Source organism: Bacillus sp. 22483 (genome assembly GCF_052044605.1).
Lineage (GTDB): Bacteria > Bacillota > Bacilli > Bacillales > Bacillaceae > Bacillus > Bacillus altitudinis.
In genome coordinates, this window is the sequence record NZ_JBQENU010000004.1 from 114,273 (window position 1) to 128,232 (window position 13,960).

Consider the following 13,960-nt stretch of genomic DNA (forward strand, 5'->3'; position numbering starts at 1 on the left):
TTAAGATGCGATTAGGCAACAAAGAAAGCGTTATCAAAAAAAGGGGGTCCACGTATGAAAAAGTTAGGGTTAGCTTCTCAAATACTCATCGCACTTGTTTTGGGTGTTGTCGTAGGAGCACTATTTTATCAAAATGAAACCGTTATTAATGTGTTAACGCCGATTGGCGATATATTCATCCACTTAATTAAAATGATCGTTCTTCCAATTGTTATTGCTGCATTGATTGTAGCCGTTGCAGGTGTAGGCGATATGAAAACCATCGGAAGACTCGGTGGGAAAACGATTCTTTACTTCGAAATTGTGACAACGATTGCATTAGCAGTTGGACTGCTTGCAGCAAACGTTTTCCATCCTGGTACAGGAATTGATATGAGCAACATGGAGAAAGGCGATATCTCTAAATATGAAGAGACATCTAAGTCTTCTGCCGAAAAAGCTAGTTTCTCTGAAACGATTGTGCATCTTGTGCCAACAAACGTGTTCCAATCCATTGCAGAAGGTGATCTATTACCAACAATCTTCTTTACAGTGTTATTCGGATTAGGAATTGCAGCAGTTGGAGACAAAGGAAAACCAGTGTTGGGATTTTTTGAGGGCATCCTCGAAGCGATGTTCTGGGTGACCAATAAAGTGATGAAGTTTGCACCATTTGGTGTATTCGCGCTCATCAGTGTGACGGTGATCAAATTCGGGGTCGGAGCGCTTCTCCCGCTAGGTAAACTGGTACTTGTCGTTTACGGCACAATGGCATTCTTCGTTATTGTCGTACTTGGCATTATCGCAAAATTAGCTGGAACAAGCGTCTTTACACTATTTAGAGTGTTAAAAGAAGAAATCATTCTTGCATTCTCAACAGCAAGTTCAGAAGCTGTACTGCCTAGACTAATGGATAAAATGGAGAAGTTCGGCTGCCCGAAAGCGATCACGTCGTTCGTTATCCCAACAGGCTATACCTTTAACTTAGATGGAAGTGCCATCTATCAATCCATTGCCGCCATATTTGTTGCACAAATGTACGGCATGCCTCTTTCCATCTATGAGCAAATTACGTTACTATTAATCTTAATGCTCACATCAAAAGGAATGGCTGGTGTACCAGGTGCATCGATCGTTGTTGTCATCACAACACTTGGAGCAATGGGACTTCCACTTGAAGGACTTGCCTTCATCGTTGGGATCGACCGTATCCTTGACATGGTTCGTACAACTGTTAACGTATTTGGTAACTCACTTGCAGCCATTGTCATGTCTAAGTGGGAAAAAGTGTTTGATCAAGAGAAATCGAAGAAGTATATTGAGGAATTAAAACAACAAACAAAAGCAGCGTAAAAGGAGATCTTTTCAAATGACGAAGCTACAGGACAAGCAAGTTCGAATCGAACGAGACTTTCTAGGTGAAAAGGAAGTAGACACTCAAGCGTATTATGGAATTCAAACATTACGTGCAGTAGAGAACTTTCCAATTACTGGCTACCATGTTCATGAGGAACTCATCAAAGCATTAGGGATTGTCAAAAAGGCAGCCGCACTTGCAAATATGGATACAAAGCGACTATATGCTGGTCTTGGAGAAAAAATTGTTCAAGCAGCAGATGAGGTTATTGAAGGAAAATGGAACAATCAATTTATTGTCGATCCAATTCAAGGCGGGGCTGGCACTTCAATGAATATGAATGCCAATGAAGTCATTGCAAACAGAGCGCTTGAACTACTAGGAAAGGAAAAAGGCGCTTATACTGAGCTAAGTCCAAACACGCATGTGAACATGTCGCAGTCAACAAACGACGTTTTCCCAACAGCGATTCATATTTCAACATTGAATATGATTGAAAAACTACTTTATACGATGGAAAACATGCATCAAGTCATGACAGAAAAAGCGCAAGAATTCGATCATGTCATCAAAATGGGACGTACGCATCTTCAGGACGCTGTTCCAATCAGACTTGGTCAAGAGTTTAGTGCATATGCAAAGGTTCTTGCTCGTGATATTAAACGAATCAAGCAGTCTAGACAGCATTTATATGAAGTCAATATGGGCGCAACTGCAGTTGGAACAGGACTGAATGCTGATCCTAAATATATTCGCCAGGTCGTTGGTTATCTAGCTGACATTAGCGGATTGCCGTTAGTTGGAGCAGAAGATTTGGTCGATGCTACGCAAAATACAGATGCTTATACAGAAGTATCAGCTGCACTGAAAGTATGTATGATGAATATGTCCAAAATGGCAAACGATATTCGTTTGATGGCTTCAGGTCCAAGAGCAGGATTTGGTGAGCTGCACTTGCCACCGAGACAGCCAGGTTCATCTATCATGCCAGGGAAAGTTAACCCAGTGATGCCTGAGGTCATGAACCAAGTGGCATTCCAAGTCATTGGAAATGACCACACGATCTGTCTTGCATCAGAGGCTGGTCAGCTTGAACTGAACGTCATGGAGCCAGTTTTAATATTCAACTTACTACAGTCTCTCAGCATGATGAAAAATGTATTTGAATCCTTTGTCGATAACTGCTTGCGTGACCTAAAAGCAGATGAATCGAGATTAAAAGAATATGTAGAAAAGAGTGCTGGTGTCATGACGGCGGTCAATCCGCATATTGGTTATGAAGCTGCTGCACGAATTGCGAGAGAAGCGATACTTACAGGCGTATCTGTACGTGAGCTTTGTCTGCAAAATGATGTGTTATCAGAGGAAGAGCTTGATATCATCTTAAATCCTTTTGAAATGACGAAACCAGGTATTGCTGGCGCATCACTTTTAGAAAAGGATCGTTTAGAAGATTAAGCGGCATCATGAGAAGCGCACACCGACAAATGTCCGGTGTGCGTTTTTTCATGGACTGTTTGTTTTTCTGAAGCTCACATAGTATACTATCGTCAATTATTAGGGATGTGACTGCGTTTGAATCTACTGAAAAAATGGTTGAATACAGAGCCTTATTTAATTATCATGCTCATTGTTCTGACTCCGATTGGGGGAGAGCTGAAATTTTATCCATTTGAGGATAGCTTTCGGGTCAGCTTTGGAACCGTTGTCTTTTTCTTTATCCTGCTTCAAATGAAAAAATTCCCGGCATGGGCAAGCGGCATCATTGCGGGGGGATCAGTGTTTGCATTCCGGGTGCTTCTTGATACCGCTGTGTCAGGCCACTTAGCGCTGGAAGAGGCCGTTTCTTTAAGATTTCCTTCCCTGCTGTATTACGTCGTCTATGGTACGCTTTTTTATGTATTACAGGTCAGACGTTTCCGTGATAAGCCTTGGCTCATTGGGGCGACAGGGATTATCATGGAACTATGTGCAAGTGTAGTCGAAATGATTGCACTCAGGGGAGCCATTGATGAAATTTTAACAGTGAGAACGCTGTTTCAACTATTTGTATTGGCGATTTTCAGAAGCTTTTTCGTATTGGCTTGTTATACGATGATTCGATTATACGAAGAACAGGCGAGAGAGCGCCAAATGAAGAAGGAAAAGGAACACCTGTTGATGCTGCTGTCGAATCTTTATACGGAATCTACATATTTTTATAAAACCCTTGCACATGCTGAGCACATTACAGCTACTTCATATCAATTGTATCAATCTCTGCATCATGCAAAGGATACGGAATCATTAGATTTGAAAAAACTCGGAAAAACAGCCCTGCAAATTGCAGGTGAGGTACACGAAATCAAAAAGGATAATCAGCGGATTTTTTCTGCCTTATCAAAACTGATTCATGAGGAAAACTTTCAGGAGTATGCAAGTCCTGCTCATATCGCTGGACTTGTGATTCGTATCCATGAAAATTACGCGGAATCTCTTAAAAAACACATCGTTTTTCATTATGATGAAGAAGGACAGCACCCTGCTTATCATGTGTATACCATTCTATCTTTATTAAATAACATTGTATCCAATGCCGTTGAAGCGATTCCAGTAAATGGAGAGGTATCACTATCCATTTCGCGGAAAGAGAATGATGTAATTTTTCAAATCAGTGACAACGGTCCAGGCATTAAAGAGCGTAACCATCATGTGATCTTTAAACCGGGCTTCACTTTAAAATACGACCAAGCCGGGAACCCATCAAGCGGCATCGGTCTTTCCTATGTGAAAGACACAGCCGAGAAGCTTGGCGGAAGTGTTGAAATGAAGAGTATCCCAAATCAACAAACGATGTTCACTTTAACGATACCAATTGATCAAGTCAGCAGAAAAGAGGGGAATGGGAGATGAGATTTTTTATTGTTGATGATGATGAAGCCGTTCGTTCTTCACTGGCACAGCTCATTGAAGATGAAGAGCTTGGCATTGTGGCAGGGGAAGCAGAGGATGGTGCTGAAGTAACAGCGAGCTACTTAAATGATTTGCATATTGATATCTTGTGTATTGATCTTCTGATGCCGGAAAGGGACGGTCTTGAGACGATTCGAGCGATCAAGGATGAATTTCATGGGAAATATTTAATGCTGTCACAGGTAGAAACAAAGGAACTCATCGGCCAGGCATATACGCTCGGTGTCGAGTATTATGTGACAAAGCCGATCAATCGGGTAGAGGTCTTAAGTGTGCTCCACCTCATGATTGAACGTCTGCATTTAGAGCACTCAATTGAAAATATTCAGCATTCGCTCAAATCGGTCATGCAGTTCCAGCAGCGCGGACAGACCACGAAAACGAAGCAGCGTGGGAAAAGTCTTGCAGAGGCAGGTCAGTTTTTGCTGGCGGAGCTTGGGATTGTCGGCGAAAAAGGGTCTAAGGATTTACTAGATATGATTCTTTTCACAGATCAGTATTTAGCGTTACATGCCGATCAGCACGACTCTTTTCCTTCATTAAAAGTAATTTTCACTGGCATCACAGAGGATAAATTAAACGAACCTTTTACATCAGCAGACATCGCAAGAGAAGCAAAAGCAGCGGAACAGCGGGTAAGACGTGCGATCAACCAATCATTGAAACACATCGCCTCGCTCGGGTTAACCGATTTTTCTCACCCAACCTTTGAAAACTATGCATCAAAATTTTTCGATTTTACCATTGTGCGTAAGAAAATGAGTGAACTCACAAAAGAGAAAAGTGGAAGAGAAGAGCACACACGTATCAATGTGAAGAAATTTGTACAGGTGCTTTATTACGAGGCGAAACGTATTTTTATGGAAGATTAAAAAAGACATGCTTTCTATAAGGAGGGCATGTCTCAACGTGTAGACAAACCCTCGCATTCGGTGTCAGTCCTGCGCTTCGGTGCTCACGAATGTCAACTTCGTTCCACGCCAATGCTCGTCCTTCCTAGACTGCAAAGGTTTTCTATCACGCTGAAAAGAAGACAAAGGGCTAAAATAAAGTTCATTTTAGCCCTTTGTCAACAATCTGAAGACATGCTCTCTATAAGGAGGGCATGTCTTTATTTGTGATGGATTGAAGATGCATCTGTAGCACGGAGCGCATGAGCTGAGGCGGTAAACGATGGGGCTGTACGATTCCATTCAATGCAAGCCCATTGATGACCGCATAAAGCCGCTCAGTTTCTAATAAAAGATCGACATGATCTAGCAGTAGCTCATCCTCTTTCAATTTCATTAAGCAAAATTGAACAGTTTGAAAAAGCTCGTCATACATCTTTGCATTGAGCGGCTGTAAATCTGGTTCAGTCAGTGCCTTGACTGTAAAAGCCTGCCACACCTCCATTTCAAATATTCGTTCTTCGTCTAGTGGAAGAACCTGCTCCAATAATGTGAATACATTTTCCTCTGTTGAACCGTTTAATGGAAGCTTAGCAATTCGCTCCTTCACTCTTTCCTGAATTAAATTCATGGAGAATAGAAATAATTCTTGCTGTGTGGAAAAATAATGACGCATAGAGCCGGCTGAAATGCCAGCTTCAACGGCTATTTTTCGTACAGAAGCGCTTTCCAATCCCTCTTGTTTAATCACTCTCATAGCAGCTTGAGCGACCTTTTGTTTTTGTTTATGGTGATCGACGATTTTTGGCATACCTTGATTTTAGCACAGCTATTGTTTTTTTAACACAGTTGTGTTATTTTTTATTTAATACAATCGTGTTAAAAAGGATGTGGGGAAATTGGTCGGTTTATTGATTGTGGCATGTGAAATTGGTTTTTGGCTGTTTATTCTTATGGGCTTAACACTGCGTTATGTGTTTAAACAGAAGAAATGGGGTGCTTTCTTTCTTGTCTGTACGCCGGTTTTAGATCTCATCCTTCTTGCGGCTACTTATATAGATTTAAAGCAAGGGGCTGTGGCGAGCGTCATTCACGGGCTTGCGGCTGTTTATATTGGAGTGAGTCTGGCCTTTGGACATCAAATGGTGAAATGGGCGGATGCTAAGTTTGCTTATCGTTTTGCAGGAGGCCCTAAGCCGAAGGGAAAACCAAAGTACGGGAAGGAGCGGTCTTTGTATGAAATGGTGGGCTGGATACGTCATTTCATCTCTTATGTCATCGGGGCGGGGCTGTTATATGGATTGACCTATCTCATCCAAGCACCAGAACGAACGGAATCTCTGATGCAGCTTGTCAGTGTGTGGGGGATGGTCTTAGCCATTGATTTCGTCATTAGCATCAGCTACGTCATTTGGCCGAAAAAACACCCGGAGAATATAGCAGGATGACAAAAAAGATAGGCGGATTTACTCCACCTGTCTTTTCTTATGATGACAGTCCTTTATAAATGGTGTCAATATTCCATTTCATCATCTTATAGTAGCTGTCCCCATCTTCACCTTCTTTACCAATAGAGTCCGTAAATACTTTCCCCTTAATCGGAACTCCGGTTTCCTCAGATAGGCTTTCAAGGCTGCGCTTATCTACACTTGTTTCAAGAAAAAGGGCAGGAACTTGATGGTCTTTGACAAAATGAATGATGCGCTTCATTTGTCCAGGTGTTCCTTCACTTTCTGTGTTGATCTCCCAAATGTAGCCGGCTTTCAGTCCATACGCATCCGCAAAATATTTGAATGCCCCTTCGCTTGTGACAAGGAGTTTTTTGTCTTTTGGCAGTTGATCAAACTTGTCTTTTGCTTCATCGTGAAGCGTTCGAAGTTTTTTGATATAGATTTCAGCATTTTTCTCGTAATCCTCTTTATGCTCAGGATCTGCTTGAATGAGCGCATCTCTGGCATTTTGCGCATAAAGAATCCCATTCTCGACATTCAGCCATGCGTGTGGGTCCTGCTGGCTTTCAAGCCCTTTTGAAGACAAATGCTTCACTTTGACGCCTTTACTTAGCTCGGCTACAGGTGCATCATCCCCGTCCTTTCCGCTCGATTCAAGCAGTTTTTGAAACCAGCCATTTCCTGTTTCAAGGTTCAAGCCATTAGATAGAACAAGGTCTGCATCCGTCGTATACTGAACATCCTTTGGCAGTGGGTCAAATTCATGTGGGTCTGTACCAATGGGAACAATGCTGTGAATAGAGACATGCTGTCCTCCTACTTCCTTCACAATGTCATAAAGAATGGAGTAGGTCGTGACAACTTTTAATTTACCGTCATCTTTTCCGGAACTTTTTTGCTGAGTAGAACAGCCTGCGATGACCAAAAGGGCAATACATACTGCGGCCAAACGGATTGCTAATACCTTCTTCATATATGTCCTCCTTTTACATAGACGCTTCCTTTTTTAACTGTGTTCGTTTTCGCTTCGATTTTAAGGATCTCCACAATATCCCTTGTTTCGGTGAAAAGATAAAGGCACTGCCGAATAATATGGTCGCGACCAGCACAATGGAAGCACCAGACGACAAGTTATACGTAAAGCTGAGCCCAAGTCCTACGACGGCTGAAACTGCTCCAAAAAAAGCAGATAAATAAATCATGATCCATAGCCGGTCTGTCAGTAAATAAGCGGTGGCAGCTGGTGTAATAAGCATTGCAACAACAAGAATAATACCTACAGTTTGCAGGGATGCCACGGTCACTAAGGTCAATAAGGTCATGAGGAAATAATGGATCATGCGATTCGGTAAACCGTAAACGGAAGAAATCACTGGATCAAATGAACTAATGAGCAGTTCTTTGTAGAAAACAATGACAGCCAGCAAAATGAAAATGCCGATGCCAAGCGTGATCCACATATCAGATGAACGAACGGCTAGTACGTTTCCAAACAAGATATGATATAAATCGCTGGAACTTTTCAAAAATGTAATCAAAATGATCCCAATAGAAAAAAAAGCAGTGAATACGATCCCGATGGCAGAATCATTTTTAATACGGCTGTTTTGACTGACATATCCGATGCCGATGGCTGTTAGTACACCAGTTAGAACCGCACCAAAGAAAAAGTTAATGCCGAGCATATAAGAGATGGCAACACCTGGAAGTACAGCGTGTGAAATCGCATCTCCCATCAAAGCCATTCCCCGTAATATGATAAAGCAGCCAATGACGCCGCAGATGATCCCTACCATAACGGATGTAAATAACGCTTTTTGTAAAAACGCATATTCAAAAAGTCCGGTTAAGAATTCCATTACGCTTCTCCTCCTGCTGATTTTAAAAATGGCAGCTGTGTTTCGTATGCTTGGAGCATGACCTCAGGACGAAGAATATCATCGACAGGCCCTGCTTTGACCAGCTTCTTATTTAGAAGAACGAGATGGCTGAAGTAATCATCGGCTTTACTTAAGTCATGGTGGACGACCAGAATGGTTTTTCCTTCATCTCGTAATTCCTTCAAAATGCCGATCATCGTTTCTTCACTTGCCATATCAATTCCGACAAATGGTTCATCTAAACAAAAGAGCTGTGCGTTTTGAGCGAGTGCTCGTGCAAGGAAGACACGCTGCTGCTGACCGCCAGATAATTCCCCAATCTGTCTTTTGGCAAAGTCCTGCATCCCGACCTTTTCTAAGCAATGGTACGCATAGGCACGGTCTTCTTTTTTCGGTCGTTTGATCAATCCGAGCTTTGGGTATGTGCCAAGCAGTACGGTATCCAGCACATGGATAGGAAACGTCCAGTCTAGATCATTTCTTTGCGGTACATAGGCGATCTGTTTTCTCACTTGTTTAAAGGGTTGTTCAAAAAAACGAATGTCGCCTTGATCCTTTTCAATTAAATCCAAACATGCTTTCAATAAAGTCGATTTACCAGCACCATTTGGACCAATGATTCCAGTCATCGTTCCTTCCTGTATGGAAAGAGAGACGTTTTCTAGTGCATCCTGTCCGTGGTATGAGACATACAGGCGGTCGATTGTTAAAGCATATGACATCTCTTAAGGCCCCTTTCGATCATCAATTGCGTTTCCTAAAAATATATGCATACATTTAATAATTTTGACTAAAGGATGAAATGATTCTCTAACGCTAATTTGTTTCCTTGAGGAAACTTTTATCTTATTCTAATCGTATGTCCTTCTTTTGTAAAGAGAAATACTGAATATTCCCATCTAGCGATCGTTTTTATGTTATGCAACGAAGAGGGGACATGAGCATGGATTATTGAAAATTCACGTGACATCCTTGAATACGAAAAATCTCAAACATTTGCTTATAAATGATTGACAGTTTGTAAGAACTCCTCATATAATAAGGGTAATTCAATATATGAATATGTGCTCATATATAATATCTACAGCAGCTGATAGGTTTGATTGAATCAGGGAAGGCTACTTATATAGAAAAAGGTGAGAACATGAAAAAGATGAAGGATGAATACGTATTAAGCGGTCTCGATTGTGGAAACTGTGCACGTAAAATTGAAACAGGTGTCAGCAAACTCGAAGGAGTGGAAGCCTGCTCAATTAATTTTGCGACGGGTACATTAACTGTGACACATGCTGATGCACAAGAAGCGATGTCAAAGCGTATTGAAAAAACCGTTCAGTCCATTGAACCTCATGTGAGTGTATCACCAAAAGAAGAAGGACATCACCACGATCACGATCATGGAACAAAGAATTTAAAAACGATTGTACTGAAATTAATTGGTGGTGCAGTCATTGGAACGGCGGCTTATTTTATACCTGACAATGGCTTACTGAAGTTCATCATGTTTTTCGCCGCATATTTACTAGTTGGCGGAGATGTTGTCTTGAAAGCATTGAAAAATATTGTGCGCGGTCAAGTATTTGATGAGAACTTCTTAATGACCATAGCTACAGTTGGTGCTTTTGTGATTCAGCAGTATCCTGAGGCACTGGCAGTCATGCTGTTTTACCAAATTGGAGAACTGTTCCAAGGGGCAGCTGTGAATCGCTCTAGAAAATCAATTAGCGAATTAATGAATATCCGTCCAGAATACGCAAACCTCAAAGTGGGACAAGAAACAAAAAAGGTAAAGCCGGAAGAAGTCAAAGCTGGTGACCGTATTGTCGTTAAACCAGGTGAAAAAATTCCTTTGGATGGACGTGTGATAGACGGTTATTCTCTTGTGGATACCTCTGCACTAACTGGGGAGTCTGTTCCAAGAGATGTGGAAGCAGGAAAAGAAGTGCTTGCTGGATTTGTGAACCAAAACGGCATTCTTGAAATTGAAGTGCAAAAAGAGCTCAGTGAGTCAGCGGTTACGAAGATTTTGGATTTAGTCGAAAATGCAAGCAGCCGTAAAGCGCAGACAGAAAACTTTATCACAAAGTTCGCTAAATATTATACACCTGCTGTGGTCGTGCTAGCTTTATTGCTTGCCTTTGTACCACCGCTTCTCATCCCATCAGCTCAATTGTCTGATTGGGTGTACCGGGCACTTGTCTTTCTTGTCATTTCGTGTCCATGTGCTCTCGTTGTATCCATTCCATTAGGTTTCTTTGGCGGAATTGGTGCCGCATCAAAACGAGGCATTTTAGTGAAAGGCAGTAATTACTTAGAAGCCTTAAACTCTGTGCGCTATGCGGTGTTTGATAAAACAGGTACTTTGACAAAAGGGAACTTTACAGTCACTCATATCGAAGCAGCGAATGAGAAATGGTCAGAAGAGGAATTGCTTTCTTTTGCAGCGCTGGCAGAAGCGCATTCTTCGCATCCGATTGCAGAATCGATTAAGGCGGCTTACGGGGCGTCTCTTGATGAGAGCCAGATCGAATCTTACGAGGATATTGCGGGGCATGGGATCAAAGCGACAATTCGCGGAGCTCATGTATTGGCAGGTAACCATCGCCTTATGGAACGAGAGGGCATTGCTTTTGAAAAAGAAAAACGAAGCGGAACGGTTGTGTATTTAGCAATAGACGGTGAGTTTGCGGGATCTATCTTGATTGCAGATGAAGTAAAAGACGATGCAGTTGAAGCGATATCTTCTCTAAAAGCTGCGGGTATTCAAACTGTGATGCTTACAGGGGATGCTGCGCAAGTAGGAAATGCAGTCGCACAGCAGATCGGCATTGACGAGGTTCACACTGAATTATTGCCACAGGATAAAGTCGCCAAAATCGAAGATATGTATGAGAAAAAAGCATCTCAAGAAAAGTTATTGTTTGTTGGGGACGGCATAAACGATACACCGGTTTTGGCAAGAGCGGATATAGGTATTGCCATGGGTGGACTTGGTTCAGATGCAGCAGTTGAAGCGGCTGATATTGTGATTATGACAGATCAGCCATCGAAGGTAGCGGAAGCTATTGCTGTCGCTAAAAGAACGAGAGCCATCGTATGGCAGAATATTGCGTTTGCTCTTGGGGTGAAAGCCGTCTTTCTCATACTTGGTGCATTCGGTATTGCCACGATGTGGGAAGCCGTCTTCTCGGATGTTGGTGTCACTGTACTGGCTGTTTTAAATGCGATGAGGGTCATGAAATAAAATTGTAAGGAAAAATTCATGAATAGCGTCTTTCATAATAGACCCCCTCTTGTTAAAATAGAAGAAGTTGGATAATGGCATTTTCCTGAGCTGTTATCCTTTTTCTTTGTGAAGGAATGAATGAAAAAGATAAGGTAGGTGCTTTTGTGAGTAAAAAAAATAATCAATCTTCATCCATCAAGTTTGCAGTTATATTAACCATCATTGCAGCTCTTCTCATCGGTATTTTCGTTGTGATCGGTAACAACAACAGCAAAGAAGCACAAACAGTCGACAGTAAGCCGTCTATTAAAGGACAGCCTGTCATGGGAGATCAAAAGGCAAAAGTGCAAGTTGTCGAGTTTGGGGACTACAAATGTCCATCATGTAAATCATTTGAGACAGACATTTTCCCAAAATTGAAAGCAGACTACATAGATAATGGCGATGTATCCTTCTCATTTATTAACTTACCACTGCCTGTTCATGGGAACGGTGCGGTATTAGCAGCACTGGCTTCTGAAGAAGTGTGGAAAGAAGATCCGAAAAACTTCTGGGCATTTCATGAAGCGGTCTACAACGCACAACCAGATAGTGAAGCAGAATGGGTAACGCCAGCAAAGCTCACCGAATTGGCGAAGAAGACAACGAAAATTGATACGGACAAGCTGAAAGATAACCTATCAAAGAAAACATATCAGCCACAGCTGAACACAGATGATCAGCTGGTGAATCAATACAAAGTAAATGCAACACCAACTATTTTCATTAACAATAAACAAGTACAAAACTTTTATGACTACGATGAAATCAAAGAATTAATTGATCAAGAGCTGAAAGGGAAAAAATCATGAAGAATAAACTGATTTACTTATACAGCGCTTGGATCGTCTCGATTGTGGCGACGATGAGCAGCCTGTATTTAAGTGAAGTAAAGAAGTTTATTCCATGTGATATGTGCTGGTTTCAGCGCATTTTCATGTATCCGCTTGTGCTTTTACTTGGAATTGCTACATTCCGTGGCGATGTCAAAGTGAAGTACTACGTTCTCCCTTTGGCCGGGATTGGTGCTTGCTTTTCCATCTATCATTATATGGAACAAAAGATTCCAGGCTTTGCATCGATTCGTCCTTGTCTAAGCGGTATTCCTTGTTCCGTTGATTATCTGAACTGGTTTGGTTTTATCACCATTCCACTCTTAGCTCTCATTGCATTTATTCTGATCATCATTAGTATGCTGCTTTTAAATGCAAAAGAAGATTGAGGAGATAGCCTGCTTAAAAGCAGGCTATTTTTTATTTTTGCAAAAAGGTAAAATTTAAAGAAAATTTGTATTGCTTTTCATTTGTGTCAGATATACATTAAGGGGAGAGTGTTAGATGATCAGACAATGGTAAGGAGATAAGCGGAAAATGGCATGGGAAGTGTTAAGTATTATTGGCATTGTGGCATTCGCCATTAGTGGTGCGATTGTCGCAATGGAAGAAGAGTACGATATTCTTGGTGTGTACATTTTAGGGATTGTCACAGCATTTGGCGGTGGAGCGATTCGGAATCTATTAATTGGTCTTCCGGTGTCTGCTTTATGGTCGCAGGGCAAAATGTTTACCATTGCCCTTGTATCCATTACGATCGTGTTTCTATTTCCAAAGCTTTTGCTCAAGCACTGGAGCACGTGGGGGAATTTCTCGGATGCGATCGGTTTAGCAGCGTTTGCGATTCAAGGTGCATTATTTGCTGTACAAAGAGAGCTCCCGCTCAGTGCGGTCATTGTGGCAGCCATTTTGACTGGAAGCGGCGGCGGCATTGTGCGTGATTTATTAGCAGGACGAAAGCCACTTGTGCTAAAAGCAGAGATTTACGCAGTATGGGCAGCCCTTGGAGGCTTACTCGTCGGACTCGGCTTAGCGCAAGGAGAGTTTGCTTTATATCTGCTGTTTGTCATCCTCGTTATATGCAGGGTTTGTTCCTACTTATTCAAATGGCGGCTTCCCGCTAGGTCTTATTTTTTAAATAAAGGGTAAAACGAAAAGAGGGCGATGGGTCGCTCTTTTTTTTATGTGTTATTCGAGCTTGATGTCAGCAGGTCAAGCTGTTTTCGTGTAAAATAAAAGTAGGTTCTTTATTCATCATTGGAACAATACATGAGATGAAAATGTTGTCATTTGACTGAATATGTAGATTCAGTCTTTTTTTGCCTAGATGGATTGTTATGTGTTGGTTTCGCT

General features: G+C 41.7%; 13 protein-coding genes. 9 read left to right on the plus strand and 4 right to left on the minus strand.

The window, feature by feature from the left end; all coding sequences use genetic code 11:
* Positions 1 to 54 precede the first annotated feature (54 nt).
* The 4 genes from ACTJJQ_RS07790 to ACTJJQ_RS07805 all read left to right on the plus strand — a co-directional run bounded on the left by ACTJJQ_RS07790 (position 55) and on the right by ACTJJQ_RS07805 (position 5,160).
* The gene (locus ACTJJQ_RS07790; protein ID WP_007500222.1) at positions 55 to 1,332 is read left to right on the plus strand and encodes a cation:dicarboxylate symporter family transporter; all 1,278 of its coding nucleotides are present in this window, start codon (positions 55 to 57) and stop codon (positions 1,330 to 1,332) included.
* Between the two features lie 16 nt (positions 1,333 to 1,348).
* Positions 1,349 to 2,794: an aspartate ammonia-lyase gene (gene aspA / locus ACTJJQ_RS07795; protein WP_007500224.1), complete on the plus strand. Its 1,446-nt coding sequence runs from the start codon at positions 1,349 to 1,351 to the stop codon at positions 2,792 to 2,794.
* A 117-nt stretch (positions 2,795 to 2,911) separates the two neighbouring features.
* Positions 2,912 to 4,228, plus strand: a complete 1,317-nt coding sequence (locus ACTJJQ_RS07800) for an ATP-binding protein (RefSeq protein ID WP_017368058.1) — start codon at positions 2,912 to 2,914, stop codon at positions 4,226 to 4,228.
* On the plus strand, positions 4,225 to 5,160 hold the full coding sequence (locus tag ACTJJQ_RS07805) for a response regulator (protein WP_050826612.1): 936 nt from the start codon (positions 4,225 to 4,227) through the stop codon (positions 5,158 to 5,160). Before ACTJJQ_RS07800 ends, ACTJJQ_RS07805 begins: the two co-directional genes overlap by 4 nt.
* 220 nt (positions 5,161 to 5,380) lie before the next feature.
* Here the strand turns inward: ACTJJQ_RS07805 and ACTJJQ_RS07810 are convergent, their stop codons facing one another.
* On the minus strand, positions 5,381 to 5,989 hold the full coding sequence (locus ACTJJQ_RS07810) for a TetR/AcrR family transcriptional regulator (protein ID WP_440600096.1): 609 nt from the start codon (positions 5,987 to 5,989) through the stop codon (positions 5,381 to 5,383).
* An 88-nt stretch (positions 5,990 to 6,077) separates the two neighbouring features.
* Between ACTJJQ_RS07810 and ACTJJQ_RS07815 the strand changes: the two genes are divergently transcribed.
* Positions 6,078 to 6,626: a hypothetical protein gene (locus tag ACTJJQ_RS07815; RefSeq protein ID WP_156061046.1), complete on the plus strand. Its 549-nt coding sequence runs from the start codon at positions 6,078 to 6,080 to the stop codon at positions 6,624 to 6,626.
* A 37-nt stretch (positions 6,627 to 6,663) separates the two neighbouring features.
* Here ACTJJQ_RS07815 and ACTJJQ_RS07820 read toward each other — a convergent pair whose 3' ends face one another.
* Genes ACTJJQ_RS07820 through ACTJJQ_RS07830 form a run of 3 tightly spaced genes read right to left on the minus strand, consistent with a single transcriptional unit; the run spans position 6,664 to position 9,231 of the window.
* Positions 6,664 to 7,602 (minus strand): metal ABC transporter solute-binding protein, Zn/Mn family, encoded by a 939-nt coding sequence (locus ACTJJQ_RS07820; RefSeq protein WP_203085411.1) that lies wholly within the window; start codon positions 7,600 to 7,602, stop codon positions 6,664 to 6,666.
* A 13-nt stretch (positions 7,603 to 7,615) separates the two neighbouring features.
* Complete coding sequence (locus tag ACTJJQ_RS07825) at positions 7,616 to 8,488, minus strand: metal ABC transporter permease (protein ID WP_007500236.1); 873 nt, start codon at positions 8,486 to 8,488, stop codon at positions 7,616 to 7,618.
* Positions 8,488 to 9,231 carry a metal ABC transporter ATP-binding protein gene (locus tag ACTJJQ_RS07830; protein ID WP_440600097.1) on the minus strand — a complete coding sequence of 248 codons (744 nt, stop codon included), beginning with the start codon at positions 9,229 to 9,231 and terminating at the stop codon, positions 8,488 to 8,490. The genes ACTJJQ_RS07825 and ACTJJQ_RS07830 overlap by 1 nt, the downstream gene beginning before the upstream one ends.
* A gap of 422 nt (positions 9,232 to 9,653) precedes the next feature.
* On the opposite strand from ACTJJQ_RS07830, the gene ACTJJQ_RS07835 reads away from it, so the two are divergent.
* The 4 genes from ACTJJQ_RS07835 to ACTJJQ_RS07850 all read left to right on the plus strand — a co-directional run bounded on the left by ACTJJQ_RS07835 (position 9,654) and on the right by ACTJJQ_RS07850 (position 13,756).
* Positions 9,654 to 11,753, plus strand: coding sequence for a heavy metal translocating P-type ATPase (locus ACTJJQ_RS07835; protein WP_440600098.1), 2,100 nt, complete (start codon positions 9,654 to 9,656; stop codon positions 11,751 to 11,753).
* A 116-nt stretch (positions 11,754 to 11,869) separates the two neighbouring features.
* Positions 11,870 to 12,586 (plus strand): DsbA family protein, encoded by a 717-nt coding sequence (locus ACTJJQ_RS07840; protein WP_440600099.1) that lies wholly within the window; start codon positions 11,870 to 11,872, stop codon positions 12,584 to 12,586.
* Positions 12,583 to 12,996 (plus strand): disulfide oxidoreductase, encoded by a 414-nt coding sequence (locus ACTJJQ_RS07845; protein ID WP_007500241.1) that lies wholly within the window; start codon positions 12,583 to 12,585, stop codon positions 12,994 to 12,996. The genes ACTJJQ_RS07840 and ACTJJQ_RS07845 overlap by 4 nt, the downstream gene beginning before the upstream one ends.
* A 148-nt stretch (positions 12,997 to 13,144) precedes the next feature.
* Entirely contained in the window at positions 13,145 to 13,756 is a 612-nt protein-coding gene (locus ACTJJQ_RS07850; RefSeq protein WP_041507768.1) for a trimeric intracellular cation channel family protein, read from the plus strand.
* Positions 13,757 to 13,960: the final 204 nt, after the last annotated feature.

What these genes read in the sequence shown, in the direction of transcription:
- ACTJJQ_RS07790 (WP_007500222.1), top strand. Translation starts at nt 55, where the DNA reads ATGAAAAAGTTAGGGTTAGCTTCTCAAATACTCATCGCACTTGTTTTG.
- aspA (WP_007500224.1), top strand. Translation starts at nt 1,349, where the DNA reads ATGACGAAGCTACAGGACAAGCAAGTTCGAATCGAACGAGACTTTCTA.
- ACTJJQ_RS07805 (WP_050826612.1), top strand. Translation starts at nt 4,225, where the DNA reads ATGAGATTTTTTATTGTTGATGATGATGAAGCCGTTCGTTCTTCACTG.
- ACTJJQ_RS07810 (WP_440600096.1), bottom strand. Translation starts at nt 5,989, where the DNA reads ATGCCAAAAATCGTCGATCACCATAAACAAAAACAAAAGGTCGCTCAA.
- ACTJJQ_RS07820 (WP_203085411.1), bottom strand. Translation starts at nt 7,602, where the DNA reads ATGAAGAAGGTATTAGCAATCCGTTTGGCCGCAGTATGTATTGCCCTT.
- ACTJJQ_RS07825 (WP_007500236.1), bottom strand. Translation starts at nt 8,488, where the DNA reads ATGGAATTCTTAACCGGACTTTTTGAATATGCGTTTTTACAAAAAGCG.
- ACTJJQ_RS07830 (WP_440600097.1), bottom strand. Translation starts at nt 9,231, where the DNA reads ATGTCATATGCTTTAACAATCGACCGCCTGTATGTCTCATACCACGGA.
- ACTJJQ_RS07835 (WP_440600098.1), top strand. Translation starts at nt 9,654, where the DNA reads ATGAAAAAGATGAAGGATGAATACGTATTAAGCGGTCTCGATTGTGGA.
- ACTJJQ_RS07840 (WP_440600099.1), top strand. Translation starts at nt 11,870, where the DNA reads ATGAATGAAAAAGATAAGGTAGGTGCTTTTGTGAGTAAAAAAAATAAT.
- ACTJJQ_RS07845 (WP_007500241.1), top strand. Translation starts at nt 12,583, where the DNA reads ATGAAGAATAAACTGATTTACTTATACAGCGCTTGGATCGTCTCGATT.
- ACTJJQ_RS07850 (WP_041507768.1), top strand. Translation starts at nt 13,145, where the DNA reads ATGGCATGGGAAGTGTTAAGTATTATTGGCATTGTGGCATTCGCCATT.